The sequence below is a fragment of the Lonepinella koalarum genome (assembly GCF_004565475.1).
Lineage (GTDB): Bacteria > Pseudomonadota > Gammaproteobacteria > Enterobacterales > Pasteurellaceae > Lonepinella > Lonepinella koalarum.
On sequence record NZ_SRHX01000010.1, the window covers coordinates 1 to 22229 of the forward strand.

Consider the following 22229-nt stretch of genomic DNA (forward strand, 5'->3'; position numbering starts at 1 on the left):
GCACGGCACTGCCGTCTGAAACCTGTCATCTGAACCCTGATTTCTGATGGTCATAATGCAGTAGCGCCACCTGATTCCATGCCGAACTCAGAAGTGAAATGCTGTGATGCCGATGGTAGTGTTGGGTCTCCCAATGTGAGAGTAGGTCACCATCAGGTTTTAATTTAAAGCGAACCCCAGTTACGAGAGTGACTGGGGTTTTGTCTTTTTATATTTCCTTCAACATCTTCAAAAAATAGGTTGCACGAACAAGATGAGTAGGGGCGTATTGCATACGCCCTAAAACGTGATATTTCCATGATTTGAGAAAAAATAGATCGAGTATGGGCGTATGTAATACGCCCATACGGCAGCTTAATTAGAAGATTAAAAGGCGTTTATGCTAATTAAATTATTTTACAATCCTTTGTTATTTATTATATTGATGCTTGGTGTGAATAGCTTTGTTGTAGCTGAGATGGTTGAAGTAAAGGAAAATTGGATTTCGTCTGAGATAAAAGATATGATTGGCAAGTCATTTACAGGTTCGGGAAAATGTATCTGTAGAGCAGGAAAGAGATAATATATTACTTTTTCGGTATGACGGATATTTGGCGGTAGTTAAGAGTAGAGATAGCGAAATTAATTGGCTACTAACAATAAACTATAAGTCAACGTTATCGGAATTTAATAAGTTCTATCATCAGGCTACACTAGATGATGACGGATGTGTATTGTTTAGTAGCTATATTCTTTGTTTGGGAGATAATTCGTTGTCAGTCTTTGATGTTTCAGTGTTGGAGGATGAGAGCATCTTACAGATGTTCTCATCCTAAACGTATCAGATTTACTCCAAATAAAACACCTGTGCCAATTCTTCAGAAATTGGGCTGTTATCAGGATTAGATGGCATAATATCTTTCATAAAAGCCCACCATTTTTGGCAAGCCGCCGTTTTGGAAACGGCGTTCCAACGATCTTCATCTTCAATTTCTACATACGCAAATAATAAATTGCGTTGTTTATCCAGAAAAATCGAATAATGGTGTGCACCGTGTGATTTTAATTCTTCCACTAATTCAGGAAAAATCTCATCGTGGCGTTTTTTATATTCAGCATGGCAGTCTGGATTGACTTGCATAACAAAACCTTTTCTGAGCATGACTTCCTCCTAATAAATAGCACGATATAAATTTTCGATTTCAGCTAATGTTGCTTTACGAGGATTGCCACCTGTACAAACATCATCCAAGGCAGCTTGTGCCAACGCTGGAATATCATCTTCTTTCACATTTAGCTCACGTAATGTTGCTGGAATATGCACATCTTTGCTCAATTGTCTGACGGCTTCAATGGCAGCCACTCTTGCTTGTTCAATTGTCATATTCTCTGTATTTTTTACCCCCATTGCTTTTGCAATATCACGATATTTATCGCCGGTAAATTCAGCATTGTATTGCATAATATGTGGTAATAATACTGCATTGGCTACGCCGTGAGGTGTGTTATAAAACGCACCTAATGGGTGAGCCATACCATGCACTAAACCCAGCCCAACATTAGAAAATCCCATACCAGCCACATATTGTCCTAATGCCATATCTTCAACCCCTTGCTGCTCACCGTTAACCGAAGCACGCAAAGAACGGGCAATAATTTCAATGGCTTTTAAATGGAACATATCCGAAAGCTCCCACGCTCCCAAAGTGATATAACCTTCAATAGCATGAGTTAACGCATCCACGCCAGTCGCTGCTTTTAGTGACGGTGGCATACTCGCCATCATATCGCTATCAATAATCGCTACTTGTGGAATCGAATGAGGATCGACACAAACGAATTTGCGTTTATTTTCTTCATCAGTAATCACATAGTTAATGGTGACTTCTGCAGCAGTACCTGCCGTGGTGGCTATTGCAATGGTTGGTACCGCTGGTTTTTTAGTCGGAGCAACACCTTCAAGGCTACGAATATCGGCAAATTCAGGATTGTTGATAATAATACCAATCGCCTTTGCCGTATCTTGTGGAGAACCGCCACCGATAGAAATCAAGTAATCTGCCCCACTGGCTTTAAATTTTGCTACACCAAGTTCTACAACCGTCATAGTTGGATTGGGTAATACTTCATCAAAGATTTCATAAACTAAATTAGCTTGATCTAAAAGTGCGGTCACTTTTTCCACAACTTTGAATTGTACTAAAGGTTTATCTGTCACAATTAATGCTTTTTTAAAACCACGTTTTTGTACTTCTGTTACCACGTTAATAATAGAGCCAGCGCCGAAATAAGAGGTTTCGTTTAAAATAAATCTATGAGACATAATGAACTCCTTATTTTGAAAAAATAATGGTAATTTAATTCGCCATACCTAAACCCACGATATTCGCTGCAAGTACAATAATCAAGCAACCAATAACAAGCACTCGAGTTGGTTTTGTGCCTGTGTTGTTCCATTCTTTTAACACTAAGCCCACGATGCCACCGCACAATACATAGAAGCTCATGTGTAACATCCAGCTCATAAAGCCGTATTCCGCTGGCACGTTAGCATGTCCCCAAGCGTAGAAGAAGAATTGGAGATACCACATGATGCCCCCGATAGCGGAGAACAAAATGTTGCTGAACAGTAAACTTTTTACGACACTCATATCAGCTTTGAAAGACAATTCTGGACGAGTTTTTAAGCGGATAATACAGAAACTTAAGTTGATAATCGCACCACCGCCCATAATCACCACATAACTTGGTAAGGCGACATATAGTGGATCAACGCCAAGGCTGGCGGCAGCTTCGTGCATTGGTGTGGCGGCACTCATAGCAAAAGACATACCTGCGGAGAAAATACCGCACATGATGGCAAGGGCTAAACCTTTTTTCAAGTTAAATTCTTCCGTGGTCACACCCAACACTTTTTCTTTGAGCAAGCCTGCGTAAGACACGATAGCCACCCCAATCACGGCAACGACCACGCCGATTAAGGTCATTTGACCGCCACTACTGGCTAATAATTCACCAAAACGACCTTGTAAAATTGGGGTCATTAATGTGCCGATGATTAAGGTGATGCCAATGGCAACACCGATCCCCATGGACATACCAAGATAACGCATGGTTAAACCATAACCCACATTACCGATCCCCCACATTGCCCCAAATAGGAACACAGGCAGTAAAATACTGCTGGAGAACGATCCATAATATGCCCAGAAATCAGGTAATAACCAGTAAGAAATGCTCCATGGTAATAAGATCCAAGAGAAAATCCCTGCCACTGCCCACATGGTTTCCCATGACCAGTTGGTGACTTTTTTCATGGGTGCATAAAAGCACGCCGCAGATGTGGCACCGATAAAGTGCCAGAAGATACCTAATAAAATTGAGCTACCCATAATGAACTCCTTGATAATTGATTTTTGTTAAAAATTGGTTAGATCAGAACTGCACTTTTTCACAACACACCTTGAATCGGCACGACCCCAAAACGTTTCGCTAAGGCATGGAAATTTTCCGTGGTAATGGTTTGTTTTTTGCCTCCCATAGAAATGACTTTGACTGAAATTTCCGATGATTTTTCCACCACGTCGATTAAGCCAAAGGCTTCGTCAAGGCTGGGTCCTGTAGCAAAAACGCCATGGAATGGCCAAATCACCACGGTGTGTTTTGCCATTTTTTCTGCGGTGGCATAGCCGATTTCGTCAATGCCTGGCACCATCCAAGGCAATACGCCCACGCCGTCTGGGAACACCACTAAGGATTCCGTACTCATTTCCCATAATTCACGGGTAAAGGTCACTTCATCGAGCGGTAACACATAGGTTAAGGCGATTAAATTGGTGGGGTGGCAGTGCATAATAACTCTGTCTTGCCCGTTGGATTTTTTGATCCGCACGATATGGGATTGCAAATGGGACGCCAGCTCTGACGTGGCAACGCCACCATTTTTTAATCCCCAAAGAACATAGTAGCCTTTGCCTTGTTCATCTACTTGAATCAAAGCAAGGGTATCTTCAGGATCTAAAATCACGTTACGGAAAAATTTACCTGATCCCGTGACGATAAAATATTGCCCTGCCACTTCTGCAACATCTTGTGTGATCAATTCATGACGTGGATTCGGAGCAAATTGGTTTTTAAACGGCTCCACATCTGAATCCAACAAACGGAAACTCACATTGCCGCCATTGCGTTCGTCCCAACCTTTTAACCACAGGTCATGGGTGGCTTTTACCATACCTTTTACAAACCAAGACTCTAAAATTGCGGTCATTTTTTTCTCCTTAACGTTGACTTAATACGGTTTTTTCATAGCCACGCACATCATCTAACCAACGGCGACCCACTGGCACGTTATGGCGTTCGCAATACATATCCCACACAGCTTGCCATGGTAAGGATTTTTGCTCTTCCAATAAGGCAAGACGAGCCGTGAAATCTCGGGCATTTTCTAATTGGCGTAATTGTGCTGTCGGTTCAAGCAAGGCTTTGAGCAAGGCTTTTTGCATATTACGAGTGCCGATTACCCAAGCGGCAATGCGGTTAATGGACGCATCAAAGAAATCCAAGCCGATATGCACTCGGTCGAATAATTGATTGCGGATAATTTCATTGGCGATGGCTTGGGTTTCATCATCTAACAACACCACATGATCGCTGTCCCAACGCACAGGGCGGCTGACGTGGAGCAATAAATGTTGAATAAAGGGCATCACCGCGGAGATTTTGTCGGCAATGGATTCCGTTGGGTGGAAATGCCCTGCATCTAAGCAAAGTGCCGTGCCACGAGTGGCGGCGTAAGTGGCGTAAAATTCATTTGAACCCACGGTGTAAGATTCCACCCCGATACCGAATAATTTACTTTCGACCGCATCAATGTGGTATTGGGGATCGATTTTTTCGCTAATAATGGCATCTAAGGATTCCACTAAACGTTGGCGTGGGGCGAATTTGTCCACCACGAGATCTTTGCTGCCGTCTGGAATCCAAATATTCATCACCGATGCCGTGCCTAATTCTTTACCAAAATATTTGGAAATCTTGCGACAGGCTTTGCCGTGTTCGATCCAGAAATCCCGAATTTCTTTATTGGCATGGGTGAGCGTGGCTTCTTCACTTAAAGGGTGAGAAAAATAGGTGGGGTTAAAATCTAAACCAAGCTGATTTTGTTTCGCCCAGTCCACCCAGTTGGCAAAATGTTCGGGTTTAATTTCATTGCGTTCAACTTTGTGTTCAGATTCCAAATAAGACGCATGCAAATTCAAGCGTTTTTTACCCGGAATTAAAGACATGGCTTTGTCTAAATCTGCCCGCAATTCCACCGCGGTTCTGGCTTTGCCAGGATAATTCCCTGTGGCTTGAATCCCGCCAGTCAAGCTTCCAGCCCCTTTTTCAAAACCGCCTACATCATCACCTTGCCAACAGTGCATAGAAATAGGCAATTTATCTAATAAATTAAGTGCAGTTTCAGTGTCAACACCAATATCGGCAAATTGTTGTTGAGCGAGTTGATAGGTTTGTTGTACGTTACTCATAGTAATACTCCTTAATTTAATGCACAAAATTCTTGCCATTTTTTCTCAATAAGAGAATCAGACAAAAAGTGCGGTTGTTTTTGGAAATGTTTTAATGGAAAGTTTTTCGCCACAATGTGACGGAATTCTGCTTGGTTTTTAATTTGATCGAGTGCCATTAGTTGACAACCTACATTGCCTAATACTGATGCTTCAATAGGACCAGCCCATACATCAATATCGCATAAATCGGCACAAAGTTGATTTAACAAGGTATTTTGGCTACCACCGCCAACAATGTGCAAGCTACTGATAGGTTTACCTTGTAAGTCAGCCAGTTGTAATGCCACTTGGCGATATAACATGGCAAGACTGTCAAAAATACAACGAGCTAATTGTGCGGTAGTTTCTGGCACAATTTGATTGTGGCTTGCACAATACTGTTGAATGGTTTGCACCATAGACGGTGGGTTTAAGAAACACTCTGCATTCGGGTTAATTAGGCTCGCAAATGCAGGAAGTTGTTCGGCATCATTCACAAGGGCAGCAATATCTTTTACGTCACGCTCAGCACAAAGGCGGTTAAACAACCACAAGCCCATGATGTTTTTGAGAATACGATAATGCCCGTCTACACCGCCTTCGTTGGTAATATTGTTATTCATTGCGGTATCATTGGTACAAGGGGTTAAGCGATCTAAGCCCATTAATGACCAAGTGCCAGAACAAAGATAGGCGGCATTTTCATCAGCAAGCGGCGATGCAATCACCGCACTAGCGGTGTCATGGCTTGCCACGGACATCACAGGAATATGGTTTTGCCAATATCCTACTTGATGCCCTGGATGACGAATTTGTCCAAACCAACTTGGTGGTAAACCAAGATAATCAATTAATTCCAGATCCCAACTGTCGGTATTGACATTGACTAATTGCGTGGTGGTGGCATTGGTATATTCACGATTCATTACGCCAGTCAAGCGGTAGTTTAAATAATCGGGAATCATCAAAAAATCGGTGACTTGATTAAGCCAATCAGGGTTTTCATCCACCGTGGCTTTGAGTTGATAAAGGGTATTGAACGGTAAAAATTGGATGCCTGTTTTATGGTAAATGGTTTCTTTGCCTAGTTCTTGTTGTACTTTTGGCATCACCAAATCAGTGCGGTGATCACGATAAGCATAGGTTGGAGCAATAACATTACCGTTTTTATCTAACAATACGTAGTCCACACCCCAAGTGTCGATACCGATACTATGTAATGCTTTCCCGCTGTTAAGAATTTTATCAAGTCCAGTTTGGATTTCTTTTTCAAGGTAATTTAGATCCCAACAATCGTGGCCATTTTGATGAATAAATTGATTTTTGAAACGATGAATTTCATTGAGTGTAATCTGTTGACTATTTGTGGTATAAGTTGCCAACATCACACGTCCGCTGGATGCGCCAAGATCCACGGCTGCAATATTTAAATTCGTCATAGAACCCCCTTTAGAACAGTAAGTGAAAGGGAGTGTAAGCCGTTTTGTTTGAAGATTCTTTAAGTTAAGCGACAGGAAAAGAAGAGATTTTGGCGGAAAATTAATAGTCGATGTGATCTGTGTCACAAATCGAAAAAATAGTGAGAAAAGAAATTATCACCAACTTGTTAAAGTTTTATACTAGCTTTAAAGAGAGGGCAAAAAATGTTCACTAGACTATCCTATAAAGATTTCTTCCGCTCAAGTCAGCAATTATTAGCCATTGAGCCACGCTTACCACAAGAAAATTACCCTGAACATACCCATGATTTTAATGAGCTTGTGTTGGTAACAAAGGGAAGTGGACGGCATATTCTCAACGGTTATCCCCATGAATTACATCAAGGCATGGTGCTGTATATTAATGCCGATGACCATCATTTATATGAAAATGTAGATAATCTTCATCTCACGAATATTTTACTCAAACCTAAAAATGATTTTAAATTTATTCATAATGTTGATGCAATTTTACAAGATCTTGCTCCCAATCAATCTCAATATAAAATGGTGAAACACCAAGTATTGAGCAACATCAATCAACAAATAGCATTGTTACAGCAAGATCCTTTAAACGCCTTACAGCAAGAAAGCAGTTTTTTACAAATTCTGAATTTAGTACAGCAAAATCAATACTGCGTCAATGTAAATCAAGATTCAAGAGGAGGGAGAGATGAAAATTTATATCAGCTCTTGCGTTATTTAAGTTTTAATTTTAAACAAGAGATTAATTGGCAACAGTTAAGCCAAGATTTTCAACTACCGTTAAGATCATTGCAACGTATGGTAAAGGAGAAATTAGGTATCACGCCACAACAATATGTGAATAAGCTGAGACTATCCTACGCCTATTACCAATTAAAATTCAGTGAGAAAGCGATTATTGATATTGCCTTAGAGAGTGGATATAGTGATAGTAGTTACTTTGCAAGTTGTTTTAAACATGAATTTGGTTTTTGCCCCAGAGAGTTGAGATAAATTTTGGCAGAACTGTTTGTTAACTTATTTCATCATTTTTTTCCATTGCGACTATTATGCTAGTATTCTCAACAAAATCGGCTTAAATGCCGATTTTTTTTGTACGTTTTTTGCATAATAACGCACTGCTACAAAGGAAATTGCGGTACAAAAAAAGATAAAAATCGCATTGATTAATTCGTGTTGGAACAATTTTTCACCAATAAAGGCGGTGACTAAAATCGTTAATAATGGTAAAAAATAAAGCAATAATGCGGAAAATAGGAGTGATCTTTCTTCTAAGCCAATTTCAATGGTTTGCCCTATTTTTAGCGGTGTAATGGTTTCTAAGATAAAAATATGTTCACCGGGTTCGCCCGTTAATTCGGACAGTGCTGATGTGCCACAAACAGATTTCGCAGTGCAACTGCCACATGCTGATTGTGATTGGCATTTCACTGTTGCCACACCTGGTTGATAATCAATTACTACAGCACTTTCTTTAATCATTACTTAATCCTTTATTTAAATTGTAAATCTTGCACAATACGTTTTGCGGTAGCAGATGGAATTTGACCAATTAATGTCACTTCTTTATCTCCGATATTTTCACTATAGATGGTATTCATTCCCTGTCGCCAGAGATTATCTTGATTTCCATTGATAATTTTATCTGCTACATAAATAGTAAAGGAAAATAATCCGTCGCTATATAAGCGGCTTTCAATAATATTGTTACCATCAATATCTTCTGGATCAGCATTTTCACTCACTAAAGTAAAGCCTTTAGGCAACCATTTTGTCTGCCAACTGGTAATCGACGGTTTTTCATTTGATTCATCGGTGAGTAACGGCGGAAAATGAAGCGCATTTAATTGTTCCACTAATGACTTGATTTCATCACCAATATACAAATTCACCACATGGAAACTTTCCAGTAAATTATCATTGCGATCAATCAGATCACTACGTAATAATAAATGGGTTTCTTCATCAATGAACAGTACATATTGATAGCGGAAATCATCTTTTGGCATAATTCTAATCACTTGTACTAAACGATCTGCCACACGATTACGTCCCAAGGCAGAAAAATCATAGTTTTCTGCGAGTTTTTCGATGTTAGCCGATAAGATATTTGGTAAATAATCGATAATATGATTAGATTGAATAGTAAACGGGGTGAAATTGCTTTGGAAATAGCTGACCAAGTTGTCGCGACGAATAATATCTTGTTGACTACTTTCTAAAGTGGTTAATTGAGCGTAGCTTTTATTGTCTAAATTAACGTGTTTATAACGAAAAGCTTGCAAATCTGTTAGATTAGTTTGCACAAAAGAAATTTGATAGTTTAATTCGGTTTGAGCTTTAGTCATTGATGTCACTAATTGCTGTGGGGTAAGATTTTCTTGCGCCAATACGGCACTAGGCAAACTGAATAGTAGTGAAAGTGCGGTTAGATTTTTGATAATTTTTAACATTGAACAACTCCACCGTTTATTTTTATATTATCATTCATTTAAAACAAAATCACCACCGCAAACGGTGGTGATCAGAGAACAAATATAAATTATTTTTGATGTTGACCTAAATTTACACCGTCAGCATGTAAACGGCGTTGCAATTCGTAATTTTGTAACATTGCGCCCATCCGTTTATTTTTCTGTTCGATTTGTTCATTAGTAATGACATCTTTACTTGGTGCATTATAGCTCACTTGTTGCACGCCATTATTAAATGGTAAAGTTTGTAATACGGGGGTATCAGCAGATTTCTCCGTTTGGCTGGCGTTAAAGGTTTGCACACCTAATACGGCGACTAAACACACCCCAGCTGCCACGGCAACTTGTGTTAACGGCACAAACATGGCTTTTAATTTTTGCATAAACGGTGAGGTTTCTACTTCGTCTGGTGTTGGCTGTGACATTTGTAACGGTGCTTCTGCTGCAATTAAGGCATCCATTTTTGCCGTAAAATCAGCCCCTAAGAAGACCGCACTTTCTTCACGAATTACAGAACGGATAGTATGGAAGTTTGCCCAACTTTGTTGTAATTCGCCATCACGACACAATGTAGCAGTGAATTCGTTACTTACTTGTTCACCGTCCATATAGGCGGAAAGTAACTCTTTTTGCATAATAATACCCCAATTAATTGTTTAGTTTGCCGTTGTTACGGATGTTATCGCTGTAACAGCGGATTAATTTTATTTTCAATAATTTCTCTTGCTCGGAAGATTCGAGAACGTACAGTACCCACTGGACAATCCATAATATCGGCAATTTCTTCGTAACTCAACCCTTCTAGCTCACGTAATGTAATGGCGGTTTTCAGTTCTTCTTGCATACTCTCGATCGTATCAAAAACAATCTTTTTTAATTCCGCTGAGAGTAACTCATTCTCTGGCGTATCCACATCACGTAAATTCGTGCCTGAATCGTAACTTTCAGCATCTTCTGCTAAAATATCTTCGTTCGGCGGACGGCGACCTTGTGCCGTCAAATAATTCTTTGCAGTATTCACTGCGATTCGGTAAAGCCAAGTATAAAAAGCACTGTCACCACGAAAAGAATCCATTGAGCGATATGCCTTGATAAAGGATTCTTGCACCACATCGGGAATATCATTGCGTGGTACATAACGTGTTAATAAGCCTGCTACCTTGTTTTGATAACGAGAAACCAACAAATTAAAGGCTTTCTTATCCCCTTGCTGTACTCTTTCTACTAAAGCCTGATCGGTAATCTGTTCAGTCATATTATCTCTTGTGGCTTGCGATAAAACAACAAGCACTGTATTTGGTTAGAGCAACCGTTTTCTAAAAAGTTCAAATATTTTAAAAAAGGTACGAAAAAAAGCTAATTGCTTAACTGCAATGTTTGATGAATATAGTCAACCATTGCTTGCAACTCCGTATCTATCGCTGGTGTGCGATTGAAAAACCAAGAAAAAAGCTGCAAGTCTGTACAAGCCAATAAACGAATAAAACTCTGTTTTTGGCACTCACTTAGTCCATCAAAATGTTGTTGATAAAAGGGCATAATCACCTTGTCTAATTCCAACATCCCACGGCGACAATCCCACTCAATACGAAGTTTATTGTATTTTGTCATAATTTGTTCCTATTTATTATCGAGGTATTATAACGAAAAATAAAAAATAAAGAAAAATAAACCGCACTTTAGTGATCATGAGAGTGGTTAGATTGTAAGGAAAATGTCTTTTCCCTTGATTTTCCTTTAGTTAACCTTTATCTTTAGCTTTAATTAAACGTTATTTCGGGGTCAATCAATGAATTCAATTCAATATTTAGTGAACAGTATTTTAGGCGTGTATCTGCTGGTCGTCATGTTTCGCATGTGGTTACAATATTGTCAAGCAGATTTTTATAATCCCATTTCACAAGCCGTAGTGAAATTGACGGATCCGGTGTTAAATCCAATACGTAAGACTTTTAAACCACGTAAAAATATGGATATTGCAGCGTTGATTTTTGTCTTTGTAGTAGGCTTAGTTAAATATCCTTTATTGGCTATCTTAGGGGGAAAATGGTCATTTGACGGCGTGGTGGAAAATCTCGGTTTATTTACCGTTGTTGGTATATTGACTGTCATAAAAATTTGGGGTGAGATGATTTTATATGTAATTTTTATCGGCGCAATTTTAAGTTGGTTTAGACGGGGCAATGATCCTTTGTCTTATTTATTGTATCAATTAGGCGAGCCGGTTTTACGTCCAATTCGCCGGCTATTACCGAAAACGGGCATGATTGATTTTTCCCCCATGATATTGGCGTTTGTGCTGTTTTGGTTAGATAAAGTGATGTATGACATTATTCCTTATGGTATTTGGAAAATTGTGTAAAGTGCGGCGTAATTTGATGAGATTTTTATGTCCGCAATAGAACAAACAGCAAATGGCTTGCGGTTGCGGATTTTATTGCAACCTAAAGCCAGTCGTGATGCGATCATAGGATTACATGCTGATGAATTAAAAATCAGCATTACAGCACCACCTATTGATGGGGCGGCGAATGTGCATTTGTTGAAATATTTGAGTAAATTATTTAAAGTGCCAAAAAGTATGATTCAGTTAGAAAAAGGCGAATTGAATCGACATAAGCAGGTATTTATTTCTGAACCGAAGACTATTCCGTCTGAGATTATTTCGTTAATTTAAACTTAATTCAAACACTGCCTTTTGCGGATTGCGTTTAAATCCTTCCATTTCTAAAATATATTGCGGGTGTTGATCCTGTTCTACGGTGAGCATTTTTGCTTGAGTAAAACACACAAATTCTTTCGCTTTTTCAATAAGTGCGGTGTAAATTTCGGTTTTTTGAGGATTATTTTGTACAAAAATATCGGTTAATTGCCAGTAGCGTTGTAATTGTAGGGATGATAAACGGGGATAGAGTTGAATAAAGCCGACCGCTTTTTGTTGGTTATCAAGGGCTAAGAAGAAAATACTTTCACTAAAACGAATCCGGTTATTAAGAAATTGATGGGTTCTTTCCGGATTTTCTGCCATGCCGTGTGACAAACGGTATTCTTCAAATAGTGGAAGTAATACGGCGAGATTCCATTGTTCAGCTTTGAAAATACGCATAATGTTAGATGCTTATAGGTTAGGATTGATTAAAAAATAACAAATTTATACAGTAGATTGTACCTTGTAATTTGAGAATAATCACCTGTTAGATCAAAAAAAGATGAAAAAAAACAAAAATTGGGCTAAAAATTTGTTATATTAAGTTTATTCATTTTGATTAATTTATATGGAGAATTCAAATGGCAGTTCGTAAACCACTCGTTATGGGTAACTGGAAATTAAATGGTAGTAAAGCATTTACCAAAGAATTAATTGAAGGTTTGAAAAAAGAACTTCAAGGTGTAACAGGTTGTGGCGTGGCGATTGCACCACCAGTCATGTATTTAGCCGAAGCGGAAGCTGCATTGGCCGGTAGTGAAATTGCGTTAGGTTCACAAAATGTGGATATTAATCTGCAAGGGGCGTTTACCGGTGATATTTCTACTGCGATGTTAAAAGATTTTGGGGCGAAATATATTATTATTGGTCACTCGGAGCGTCGTACATATCACAAAGAAAGTGATGAATTTATTGCGAAAAAATTTGGTGTGTTGAAAGAAGCTGGATTAGTTCCAGTATTATGTATCGGTGAATCCGAAGCCGAAAATGAAGCCGGCAAAACCCAAGAAGTTTGCGCAAGACAAATTGATGCGGTTATTAATGCATTAGGTGTAGAAGCCTTTAATGGTGCGGTGATTGCATATGAACCAATTTGGGCAATTGGAACAGGTAAATCTGCAACCCCAGCTCAAGCTCAAGCAGTGCATAAATTTATTCGTGATCATATTGCAGCAAAATCTCAAGCTGTAGCCGATCAAGTGATTATTCAATACGGTGGTTCTGTAAATGATGCCAATGCAGCAGAGTTATTTACTCAACCAGATATTGATGGTGCATTAGTTGGTGGAGCATCATTAAAAGCACCTGCGTTTGCCGTCATTGTGAAAGCAGCAGCTGTGGCTAAGGCGTAATTGGTCATAAAATATAAATGATAAAAAGCGCTCAGATCGTTGCTCTGAGCGCTTTTTTACTTTCGGTTTATGTTTAAAATCGCTATAATGTCATATTCGTTATATTGAATATTAGGCATTCTTTATGCTAGGTTTTTTTTATACGTTTGTCATGTATTTGTTGCAACCATTTTTGTTGCTCTTTATGTTAGGACGTAGTATTAAATCCCCAGATTACCGTAGGCGTATTAGTGAACGTTACGGTTTGTTCTATGCGGAGTTAGAACGACCACAACCGAATGGGATTATTATTCATGCGGCATCTGTCGGTGAAGTTATTGCAGCCACGCCTTTAGTTCGTCAAATTCAAACGGAATACCCTAATTTACCGATTACGGTGACAACGGTGACGCCAACAGGATCAGCTCGTGTCAAAGCCGCTTTTGGCGATTCTGTTAGCCATTTTTATTTACCCTATGATTTACCTGATGCGATCACTCGGTTTATTAATTTTATTCAGCCCAAAGCCTGTATTGTGATTGAAACGGAAATTTGGCCAACGCTTATCCATCAACTAAAATTGCGTAATATTCCGTTTATTGTGGCGAATGCTCGTTTATCCGCTCGTTCTGCCAAACGTTATGCATGGGCAAAGAATCATATTAAAACGGTGTTAAATGAGATTAGTTTAATTGCCCCGCAAGATAGTATTAGTGGTAAGCGCTACATAGATTTGGGTTATCAAGGTCGGTTAGTGTTAACTGGAAATATTAAATATGATTTAGAAATTTCCGATGAATTATTAAATGATATAATAAGTTTAGAGCAACAATGGATTGGTAATAGACCCGTTTGGATTGCTGGAAGTACCCATGAAGGGGAAGAAGAAATTATACTACAAACGCACCGCACTTTATTGCAGCAATTTCCAAATTTATTGTTGATTTTGGCACCTCGTCATCCGGAGCGTTTTAATTCAGTGGCAAATTTAATTGAAAAAGAGAATTTTAGTTATTGTCGCCGAAGTGAGGATATTGCGCCTAGTGCACAAACTCAAATTTTGTTGGGTGATACTATGGGAGAACTCATGTTAATGTACGGTGTTTCCGATGTGGCTTTTGTGGGAGGAAGTTTAGTGAAACATGGCGGACATAATCCCCTTGAACCACTAGCATTTAAATTGCCTGTTATTAGTGGTAAGTATGTATTTAATTTCCCAGAAGTTTTTTTGAAATTAAGATATGTGCTCGGTGTTTTAACAGTAAAATCCGATGCCAATGCATTGGCGGAGGCAGTGAGCAGATTTTTACATTCAAAAGCATTACGTCAGCGTTTTGGACAGGCTGGTTATGAAGTATTAGTTGAAAATCGTGGAGCATTAAAACGATTAATTGGTTTATTGCGTCCCTATTTAGAAAACGAGCAAGTAGAGAAATAATTTATGACAACGGTGATTTATCCCGGCACATTTGATCCAATTACCAATGGACATTTAGATATTATTACACGAAGTGCGGTGCTTTTTCCCAACGTTATTGTAGCAGTCGCTTCTAGTCCAAGTAAGAAACCTTTATTTGAACTCGCACAACGTGTTGAGTTAATCGGGCAATCGGTTGCTCACTTGGCAAATGTGCGCGTGATTGGCTTTACGGATTTATTAGCAAACGTAATTCAACAGTTTGATGTTAAAGCGATTATTCGCGGGGTACGCACTACCACAGATTTTGAATATGAATTACAATTAGCTCATTTAAATAGAGTGTTAACAGGAGGAGTAGAGAGTCTATTTTTACCGCCGACGGAACAATGGGCTTATGTTTCTTCAACCATTGTTCGTGAAGTTTATTTGCATGGTGGTGATGTCGCAAAATTTGTGCCACCACCGGTATTGGAAGCCTTGTTAAAAAGAGCGAAAAAATAAGCAAGAAAGCCATTCAATAAAAGTGAAATTTGTGTAACAATAGCAGTAATTTATTTACATTAAACAATAATGAATTATTTATGAAAACAACAGCAGAAATTAGACAATCTTTTTTGAATTTTTTCCATAGTAAAGGTCATCAGATTGTGGAAAGTAGTTCTCTTGTGCCTGAAAACGATCCCACTTTACTTTTTACTAACGCAGGGATGAACCAATTTAAAGATGTTTTTCTTGGTTTAGATAAACGAGCTTATACTCGAGCTACCACCGCACAACGTTGTGTGCGAGCAGGGGGAAAACATAACGATTTAGAAAATGTGGGCTATACCGCACGTCATCATACATTCTTTGAAATGATGGGGAATTTCAGTTTCGGTGATTATTTTAAACAAGATGCTATTGCTTTTGGTTGGGAATATTTAACCTCTCCACAATGGTTAGGTTTACCGAAAGAAAAACTGTATGTTACCGTATATGAAACCGATGACGAAGCCTATAATATTTGGCATCAACAAATGGGTGTGCCAGCAGAACATATTATTCGCATTGGCGATAACAAAGGTGGTGCATACAATTCCGATAATTTCTGGGCAATGGGCGATACTGGACCTTGCGGACCTTGTACCGAGATTTTCTACGATCATGGTGAGCAACATTGGGGTGGTTTACCAGGTTCGCCTGAAGAAGACGGCGACCGTTATATTGAAGTGTGGAATATTGTATTTATGCAATTTAACCGTTTGGCTGATGGGACATTAGAAAAATTGCCAAGACCGTCTGTGGATACAGGTATGGGCTTGGAACGCATGACAGCGGTAATGCAGCATGTGAACTCCAACTATGAAATTGATATTTTCCAAACCTTAATTGCCAAAGTAGCAGAAATTGTCGGTACTCAAGATTTAACCAATAAATCTTTACGTGTGATTGCCGATCATATTCGTTCTTGTGCTTATTTAATTGCTGACGGCGTGATTCCGTCTAACGAAGGGCGTGGGTATGTATTACGCCGTATTATTCGCCGTGCAGTTCGTCATGGACATTTGTTAGGTGCGAAAGAAACGTTCTTTTATAAATTGGTGCCTACTTTAATTGAGGTCATGGCTGCTGCAGCGAAAATTGTCAAAGAAAAACAAGCCAACGTAGAAAAACTGTTACGTTTGGAGGAAGAACAATTTGCTCGTACGTTAGCGCGTGGTTTGACTTTATTAGATGATGCCTTGGCAGAGGTTAAAGACGGCGTATTGTCTGGTGAAGTGGCATTTAAATTATATGATACTTACGGTTTCCCATTGGATTTAACCGCTGATGTATGTCGTGAACGTAATATTCAAATTGATGAAGCAGGCTTTGATAAAGAAATGGAAGCGCAACGTTTAAGAGCGCAGTCTGCCAGCCAGTTTGGTATGGATTATAACAATGTTATTCGTGTCGATGGTACAACCCAATTTGAAGGTTATAACAAAGCAGAAAGTCAGGCAAAAGTTACCGCACTTTTCCATGACGGCAAATCAGTGGATAGCATTACCGCAGGACAAAGTGCGGTGGTTATTTTAGAAAATACGCCATTCTATGCGGAGATGGGGGGGCAGATTGGTGATAGCGGAGAGTTGGTCAATAATAATTGTCAATTTGATGTGAAAGATACGCAAAAATATGGTCAAGTGTTTGGACATATTGGTGAATTGACGGTAGGTTCATTGTCGGTAGGTGATAGCGTGGATGCGATTGTGGATAATGAACGTCGTCAGCATACTAGATTAAACCATAGTGCAACTCACTTATTACATTCCGCTCTACGTCAAGTATTAGGCGAACATGTCGCACAGAAAGGATCGTTAGTGTCTGATGTGGGTTTACGTTTTGACTTTGTGCAACCTGAAGCAATCGGTAAACAACAGCTTGCGGAAGTAGAACGTATCGTCAATTTTCATATTCGTGCGAATCACCCTGTATTAACCGAAGAAATGGGGATTGAACAAGCCAAAGCAAAAGGTGCGATGGCGTTATTCGGGGAGAAATATGGTGATGTGGTTCGTGTCGTTACCATGAGTCCATTCTCGATCGAGCTTTGTGGTGGATTACACGTACAACGCACGGGAGATATTGGTTTATTTAAATTAGTGTCAGAAAGTGCGATCGCTGCGGGCATTCGTCGAGTGGAAGCCGTTACAGGTGAGGGTGCGATGGCTTGGCTACATAATCAACAAGCTATTTTAGCGCAAGTCGCGGATGCGTTAAAATCTGATGTCACATCATTACCAGAGAAAATTGATCAGTTGCAAGAAAAAGCCAAGAAAACAGAAAAAGAATTACAACAATTAAAACAAAAAGCTGCCGTACAAGCAGGGGCGAATTTAGTGCAAAGTGCGGTAAAAATTAATGGAATTTCGGTAATCGTACAACAATTGGATGGTGTCGATACCAAAGTATTGCGTGTGATGGTAGATGATTTGAAAAATCAACTTGGTTCTGCTGTGATTGCTTTTGCTTCTGTTGTAGATGAAAAAGTCAATCTCATTGTGGGTATAACAGCAGACATCACAAGTAAAGTAAAAGCAGGTGAATTAGTCAATCTAATGGCTCAACAAGTGGGAGGCAAAGGAGGCGGTCGTCCAGATATGGCGATGGCAGGCGGATCTCAGCCTGAAAATGTAGTTGAAGCATTACATGTTGCTTCAGATTGGTTAAAAGTAAATTTGTAAGTGTTGCATTATGAATGTCTTGTTTTAATGTATAAGACTGGTTATCAATAAGGATGTTGATAGGTCTGTGAATGTTTTATTTTTTCTTTATTGCAAGGCGAAATGAAACATTCACAGACCAATAGCACAAGACAGATATAATCATATAAATAGGGAGAAGTATATGCTGGTTTTGACAAGAAAACTAGGTGAAAGCTTACTCATTGGCGATGATATTGAAATCACAGTGTTAAATGTCCGTGGTAATCAAGTAAAAATCGGTGTGAAAGCACCAAAAAACGTTTCCGTACATCGGGAAGAAATCTATCAACGTATCAAACAATCTCAAGATGACGAACATTTAGAGATTGAATAAGGAGAATCTATGAGTAAATTAACTTGCTTTAAAGCCTATGATATTCGTGGTCGTTTGGGGGATGAACTAAATGTTGATATTGCGTACCGCATTGGTCGTGCATTTGGTCAATACCTAAAACCAAAAAATATTGTGGTGGGGGGGGACGTGCGTTTAACCAGTAAAGAATTGAAAAGTGCCGTAACCAACGGGCTATTAGATTCTGGCGTTGATGTGATTGATCTCGGGGAGGTGGGTACAGAAGAAGTTTACTTTGCTACATCTTTCTTAAACGCTGATGGAGGTATTGAAGTCACTGCAAGCCATAACCCAATGGATTACAATGGCTTAAAACTTGTCCGTGAAGGCTCACGCCCAATTAGTTCTGAAACAGGTTTAGCGGATATTCAACGCTTAGCGGAGGAAAATAATTTCCCAGCGGTAACGCAGCGCGGTCAATATAAACAACAATCGGTAATTGGTGATTATGTTGAACGTTTACTTTCTTATGTAAACTTAGACAATATCAAACCATTAAAATTAGTGATTAACTCAGGTAATGGTGCGGCAGGTCATGTGGTTGATGCCATTGAGGCTCAATTTAAAGCGCGCCGAGTGCCAGTGGAATTTATTAAAGTGCATAATAATCCAGACGGTACATTCCCACACGGAATTCCTAATCCAATTTTACATGAAAACCGTCAAGACACCATTGATGCGGTATTAAAACACAAAGCGGATATGGGAATTGCCTTTGATGGCGACTTCGACCGTTGTTTCTTCTTTGATGAAAACGGTGGCTTTATTGAGGGGTATTATGTGGTTGGTCTGTTAGGTCAAGCCTTTACCCAAAAACAAAAAGGGGCGAAGATTATCTACGATCCACGTTTAATCTGGAATACTGAAAAATTAGTCGCTGAAAATGGTGGTGAAGCCGTGATGTCAAAATCCGGTCACTCATTTATTAAAGAAAAAATGCGTGAAGTGGATGCGGTTTATGGCGGTGAAATGTCGGCTCACCATTATTTCCGTGATTTCTACTATTGCGATAGCGGTATGGTGCCTTGGTTATTAGTGATGGAATTAGTGAGCACAACAGGTAAATCCTTAGGTCAATTAGTGACAGAAAGTATTAACACGTATCCATCACCGGGTGAAATCAACAGCAAATTAACCGATGCCAAAGCGTCCATTGCTCGTGTACGTGCTGCCTATGAAAAAGATGCGGTGAGCGTAAATGAAATTGACGGTATTAGCATTGAATATCCAAACTGGCGTTTCAATTTACGTAGTTCAAATACGGAACCAGTGGTGCGTTTGAACCTTGAAACCCGTGGCGATAAGCAGTTGATGCAAGAGAAGACTGATGAGATTTTGGCGTTATTGCGTCAATAAAAAATCTTGTTAATATTGACCGTACTTTAAAAAAGTGCGGTTATTTTATAATTAATATCGTGTTTCGCCGATGGCGACTTACTTTTTCTTTGCTCGTGCAAAGCAAAAGTAAGCAAAAAGAAACACGCCCCGATTTTGCCTTGTTTCCTGAAAATCATTCAATTTGCTTAACGGAAAAATTGTAAACTCGCTACGCTCAAACAGTACAATTTTTCCTACAAATTAAATGATTTTCAGGCGGCAAAGACGGGGACTACCTTTAGAAAAGGACAAAAAATGAAAGTTATTATTCCTGTAGCAGGTTTAGGGACTCGCATGTTGCCAGCCACGAAAGCCATTCCGAAAGAAATGTTGACTTTGGTGGATAAACCGCTGATTCAATATGTGGTGAATGAATGTGTGAATGCGGGCGTGAAAGAAATTGTGCTGGTCACTCATTCTTCTAAAAATGCCATTGAAAACCATTTCGACACCTCTTTTGAATTAGAAACGATGTTAGAGAAGCGTGTAAAACGCCAGTTATTGGAAGAGGTGCGATCTATTTGTCCGAAAGATGTCACTATTATGCACGTCCGTCAAGGTAACGCCAAAGGGTTGGGGCACGCCGTGTTATGTGGTCGTCCTGTGGTGGGGAATGAACCTTTTGCGGTGGTGTTGCCTGATGTACTATTAGCGGATTTTACCGCTAATCAAAAAACCGAAAATCTTGCTGCCATGATCAAACGCTTTGAACAAACAGGCAATAGCCAAATTATGGTTGCTCCAGTGGATCCAAAAGACGTGAGTAGTTACGGTATCGCAGACTGTGACGGTGTGGATTTTGCGGGTGGTGAAAGTGCCAAAATTGCGCGTATGGTGGAAAAACCGAGTGTAGAAAAAGCACCGTCTAATCTTGCCGTTGTGGGGCGTTATGTATTTTCAGCGGGAATTTGGCGTTTATTAGAAAAAACTCCAGTTGGTGTCGGTGATGAAATTCAATTAACCGATGCCATTGATATGCTGATCGAAAAAGAAACCGTAGAAGCTTTCCACATGACCGGAGAGTCTTTCGACTGCGGTGATAAAATTGGTTATATGCAAGCCTTTGTGGAATATGGGTTACAACATGAAAAATTAGGCAAACCATTTAAAGACTATTTGAAAAAATTAGCTAAAACCTTGTAATAGGCGAGATAAAAACAGGATTAGGGTACGTTCAAACGAACCCTAACTTGCTTTAAAATCCCAGTTTCCGCATTTCATTCACCACATCTTTCACTTCAATTTCTGCCATCAAATTTTTACCCGATAATTTGGTTGCCCATGGTAATTCACTAGATGGCTTATGGAATTCTTTTAACGCATTTTGCTCATAGACCGAAATCACATTATCTAAATTATGGTAAGGACCTGTTCGCCAAGGATTATGATAAGCATACAGACCAATAACAGGCGTTCCCACCATGGTGGCAATATGAGCAGGACCGCTATCAGGGGCGATCACTAAATCCGCTTGTTGAATTAAAGCGGTCAATTCAGCCAAATTGGTTTTTCCACAGGCATTGGTTATCTGATTATCACAAAGTGCGGTGATTTTTTGGCAAATTTCCATTTCTCGTGAAGCAGAAGAACCACATAAAATCACGTTAATGCCTTGTTGAGTAGCAACATTGGCGAGCTCCGCATAGCGTTCAATCAGCCAATCTTTTTCCGCTTTGCTGGAACAAGGGGAAATAATCAGATTGCGTTGGTTTGGCTGAATAAAGGTTTTTGCCTTTTGTTGTGCTGGCAAAGAAAGGTTTAATTGCCAATGAGGGGTAAATTTTGCTACGCCAATTTTTTCGGCAAATACGATGAAACCGTCTAACACATGGGGATTGTCAGGATCATTCACCCGTTGATTAACAAAAAAACATTGTCCTTCTCTTGAGCGTTTTTTACCAAAACCGATTTTATATTTGGCTTTAATACCTAAAGATAAAATAGATGCACGGAAAGCGGTTTGCATATTTAATAAGGCATCAAATGGTTGATTTTTTAGCTGTTTCCATAAAGCAAAAACGCCTTGCCAACCTGTTTTTTTATCAAATATAACTAAATCAATAGGCGAATTTTCAGGCATCACCTGCGATAATAAAGCATACTCCACCTTTCCCACAATCCAAGTGATTTGACAAGCAGGATAAAACCGAGCAATTTCTTGTACCACCGCTAAAGCGTGAGTAATATCACCAATGGCGGAAAGGCGGAGAATACAAAGGGATTTGGGCGGATGCTTTGGGCTAAACAGGGACATAATGGATCCTTTAATTGCTAAATTCATTAACACAGGGGCGTATTGCATACGCCCTTATGCTCGATTGTAGGGTTTTAACAATTTTTGATTATT

At 39.4% G+C, this 22229-nt stretch carries 23 protein-coding genes and 1 rRNA gene; 11 read left to right on the plus strand and 13 right to left on the minus strand.

The window, feature by feature from the left end:
- Positions 1 to 42 precede the first annotated feature (42 nt).
- Positions 43 to 158, plus strand: a 5S ribosomal RNA gene (rrf, locus tag E0709_RS10525).
- Positions 159 to 826: 668 nt separating this feature from the next.
- Here the strand turns inward: rrf and rhaM are convergent.
- From rhaM to rhaB, 6 genes are read right to left on the minus strand one after another with little or no spacing between them, the layout of a single operon-like run.
- Complete coding sequence (rhaM, locus tag E0709_RS10530; RefSeq protein WP_132302820.1) at positions 827 to 1141, minus strand: L-rhamnose mutarotase; 315 nt, start codon at positions 1139 to 1141, stop codon at positions 827 to 829.
- Between the two features lie 9 nt (positions 1142 to 1150).
- The gene (fucO, locus tag E0709_RS10535) at positions 1151 to 2302 is read right to left on the minus strand and encodes a lactaldehyde reductase (RefSeq protein ID WP_132302821.1); all 1152 of its coding nucleotides are present in this window, start codon (positions 2300 to 2302) and stop codon (positions 1151 to 1153) included.
- A 34-nt stretch (positions 2303 to 2336) separates the two neighbouring features.
- On the minus strand, positions 2337 to 3371 hold the full coding sequence (rhaT, locus tag E0709_RS10540; protein WP_132302822.1) for an L-rhamnose/proton symporter RhaT: 1035 nt from the start codon (positions 3369 to 3371) through the stop codon (positions 2337 to 2339).
- Positions 3372 to 3430: 59 nt separating this feature from the next.
- Positions 3431 to 4249, minus strand: coding sequence for a rhamnulose-1-phosphate aldolase (gene rhaD, locus E0709_RS10545; protein ID WP_132302823.1), 819 nt, complete (start codon positions 4247 to 4249; stop codon positions 3431 to 3433).
- 10 nt (positions 4250 to 4259) lie between these two features.
- Positions 4260 to 5510, minus strand: a complete 1251-nt coding sequence (locus E0709_RS10550) for an L-rhamnose isomerase (RefSeq protein ID WP_132302824.1) — start codon at positions 5508 to 5510, stop codon at positions 4260 to 4262.
- 11 nt (positions 5511 to 5521) lie between these two features.
- Positions 5522 to 6970, minus strand: coding sequence for a rhamnulokinase (gene rhaB, locus E0709_RS10555; RefSeq protein WP_132302825.1), 1449 nt, complete (start codon positions 6968 to 6970; stop codon positions 5522 to 5524).
- A gap of 204 nt (positions 6971 to 7174) precedes the next feature.
- Here rhaB and E0709_RS10560 point away from each other — a divergent pair, with 204 nt between their 5' ends.
- Complete coding sequence (locus tag E0709_RS10560) at positions 7175 to 7987, plus strand: helix-turn-helix domain-containing protein (protein WP_132302826.1); 813 nt, start codon at positions 7175 to 7177, stop codon at positions 7985 to 7987.
- A 54-nt stretch (positions 7988 to 8041) separates the two neighbouring features.
- On the opposite strand, the gene E0709_RS10565 is transcribed toward E0709_RS10560, so the two are convergent.
- The 5 genes from E0709_RS10565 to E0709_RS10585 all read right to left on the minus strand — a co-directional run bounded on the left by E0709_RS10565 (position 8042) and on the right by E0709_RS10585 (position 11079).
- Entirely contained in the window at positions 8042 to 8476 is a 435-nt protein-coding gene (locus E0709_RS10565) for a SoxR reducing system RseC family protein (RefSeq protein WP_132302827.1), read from the minus strand.
- 11 nt (positions 8477 to 8487) lie between these two features.
- Positions 8488 to 9447 (minus strand): sigma-E factor regulatory protein RseB, encoded by a 960-nt coding sequence (rseB, locus tag E0709_RS10570; RefSeq protein WP_132302828.1) that lies wholly within the window; start codon positions 9445 to 9447, stop codon positions 8488 to 8490.
- An 89-nt stretch (positions 9448 to 9536) separates the two neighbouring features.
- A complete protein-coding gene (locus E0709_RS10575; protein ID WP_132302829.1) occupies positions 9537 to 10103 on the minus strand; it encodes a sigma-E factor negative regulatory protein in 567 nt (188 codons plus the stop codon).
- Positions 10104 to 10147: 44 nt separating this feature from the next.
- Positions 10148 to 10723, minus strand: coding sequence for an RNA polymerase sigma factor RpoE (gene rpoE / locus E0709_RS10580; RefSeq protein ID WP_132302830.1), 576 nt, complete (start codon positions 10721 to 10723; stop codon positions 10148 to 10150).
- A gap of 101 nt (positions 10724 to 10824) precedes the next feature.
- Positions 10825 to 11079, minus strand: a complete 255-nt coding sequence (locus E0709_RS10585; protein ID WP_132302831.1) for an FAD assembly factor SdhE — start codon at positions 11077 to 11079, stop codon at positions 10825 to 10827.
- A gap of 178 nt (positions 11080 to 11257) precedes the next feature.
- Between E0709_RS10585 and E0709_RS10590 the strand changes: the two genes are divergently transcribed.
- The gene (locus E0709_RS10590; RefSeq protein ID WP_132302832.1) at positions 11258 to 11830 is read left to right on the plus strand and encodes a YggT family protein; all 573 of its coding nucleotides are present in this window, start codon (positions 11258 to 11260) and stop codon (positions 11828 to 11830) included.
- 27 nt (positions 11831 to 11857) lie between these two features.
- On the plus strand, positions 11858 to 12145 hold the full coding sequence (yggU, locus tag E0709_RS10595) for a DUF167 family protein YggU (RefSeq protein ID WP_132302833.1): 288 nt from the start codon (positions 11858 to 11860) through the stop codon (positions 12143 to 12145).
- Here yggU and E0709_RS10600 read toward each other — a convergent pair.
- Positions 12137 to 12574 (minus strand): GNAT family N-acetyltransferase, encoded by a 438-nt coding sequence (locus E0709_RS10600; protein WP_132302834.1) that lies wholly within the window; start codon positions 12572 to 12574, stop codon positions 12137 to 12139. The two genes, yggU and E0709_RS10600, sit on opposite strands and share 9 nt — an antisense overlap.
- A 182-nt stretch (positions 12575 to 12756) precedes the next feature.
- Here E0709_RS10600 and tpiA point away from each other — a divergent pair, with 182 nt between their 5' ends.
- From tpiA to galU, 7 genes are all read left to right on the plus strand, one after another.
- Positions 12757 to 13527 carry a triose-phosphate isomerase gene (gene tpiA, locus E0709_RS10605; protein WP_132302835.1) on the plus strand — a complete coding sequence of 257 codons (771 nt, stop codon included), beginning with the start codon at positions 12757 to 12759 and terminating at the stop codon, positions 13525 to 13527.
- Between the two features lie 124 nt (positions 13528 to 13651).
- Positions 13652 to 14944: a lipid IV(A) 3-deoxy-D-manno-octulosonic acid transferase gene (gene waaA, locus E0709_RS10610; protein WP_132302836.1), complete on the plus strand. Its 1293-nt coding sequence runs from the start codon at positions 13652 to 13654 to the stop codon at positions 14942 to 14944.
- Positions 14945 to 14947: 3 nt separating this feature from the next.
- Positions 14948 to 15427, plus strand: coding sequence for a pantetheine-phosphate adenylyltransferase (gene coaD, locus E0709_RS10615; protein ID WP_132302837.1), 480 nt, complete (start codon positions 14948 to 14950; stop codon positions 15425 to 15427).
- 80 nt (positions 15428 to 15507) lie between these two features.
- A complete protein-coding gene (gene alaS, locus E0709_RS10620; RefSeq protein ID WP_132302838.1) occupies positions 15508 to 18132 on the plus strand; it encodes an alanine--tRNA ligase in 2625 nt (874 codons plus the stop codon).
- A gap of 163 nt (positions 18133 to 18295) precedes the next feature.
- Positions 18296 to 18487, plus strand: coding sequence for a carbon storage regulator CsrA (gene csrA / locus E0709_RS10625; protein WP_132302839.1), 192 nt, complete (start codon positions 18296 to 18298; stop codon positions 18485 to 18487).
- A 9-nt stretch (positions 18488 to 18496) separates the two neighbouring features.
- A complete protein-coding gene (locus tag E0709_RS10630; protein WP_132302840.1) occupies positions 18497 to 19861 on the plus strand; it encodes a phosphohexomutase domain-containing protein in 1365 nt (454 codons plus the stop codon).
- Between the two features lie 276 nt (positions 19862 to 20137).
- Positions 20138 to 21025 carry a UTP--glucose-1-phosphate uridylyltransferase GalU gene (galU, locus tag E0709_RS10640; RefSeq protein ID WP_132302841.1) on the plus strand — a complete coding sequence of 296 codons (888 nt, stop codon included), beginning with the start codon at positions 20138 to 20140 and terminating at the stop codon, positions 21023 to 21025.
- Between the two features lie 52 nt (positions 21026 to 21077).
- Here galU and E0709_RS10645 read toward each other — a convergent pair whose 3' ends face one another.
- Positions 21078 to 22136: a glycosyltransferase family 9 protein gene (locus tag E0709_RS10645; RefSeq protein ID WP_132302885.1), complete on the minus strand. Its 1059-nt coding sequence runs from the start codon at positions 22134 to 22136 to the stop codon at positions 21078 to 21080.
- Positions 22137 to 22229 lie beyond the last annotated feature (93 nt).